Here is a 780-nt window from a genome sequence, read left to right on the forward strand (position 1 = left end):
GGTAAAGGTGAACGTCACCTCGCCATCGGTATCCGTCACGCCGTTGAAGTTGTTGCCGTAATCGCCGCTCTCCACGACACCGAGACTCAACTCCGGATAAGGCGCTTCGATAAGGAGGTCCGTGACGCCCCAAACGTAGTTCGGCGTTTGCTGTACAAAAGTAATGGTGTTCGTACCGAGCGTCTGCAACGTGACGGGAATATCCAGCACATGCGCAGAGGTGCCTTGATTGACACCCGTGTCCAGGAAACCGATGCTTGAACCGTTGACCAGAACTTCGACCTCGTTTGGGTTGTCGATGTCAAAGGCCGTAAGGCTCAACTGCATCAACGCACCCAAACCGGTAAACGTTGCCGACACGCGACCATTGCCGTCCTGACTGCCCTCGAACCCGTTGCCGTATGATCCGGTCTCGATCACCCCCGGCATCAGTTGGAACGACGCGGCGAGTTGATCGTAAGTATAGACAGCACCCGCCATTTCTATGAATTCGACATCGTCCTTGATCGTCGTCGTGTCGCCGCCCAAAGAGAGCAGCAGGTCGTCGCCCGACAATGTAATAGTGAATTGCGAGAGCTCTTGGGTGAACACCGCCCGATCCGCATTTCCGTCACCACCGACCAGCAGATTGTTCCCCGCTCCGCTGATCAGCGTGTCGTTGCCATCCCCGCCGGTCAACGTGTCGTTGCCACCCGCGCCGTCGATGTTGTCATCGGCAACCGTCCCGGTGATGCTGTCGTCGCGCGACGAGCCGAGGATCGAGACATGCTCGCCTTGGCC

The 780-nt window shown here is 57.8% G+C and carries 1 protein-coding gene; it reads right to left on the reverse strand.

The window, feature by feature from the left end:
• The coding region (locus WNE31_RS18405) for a calcium-binding protein (RefSeq protein WP_463407448.1) at positions 1–780 on the reverse strand (780 nt) is incomplete at both ends.

It is taken from the genome of Shimia fortis (assembly GCF_040225985.1).
In the GTDB taxonomy this organism is placed as follows: Bacteria; Pseudomonadota; Alphaproteobacteria; order Rhodobacterales; family Rhodobacteraceae; genus Shimia.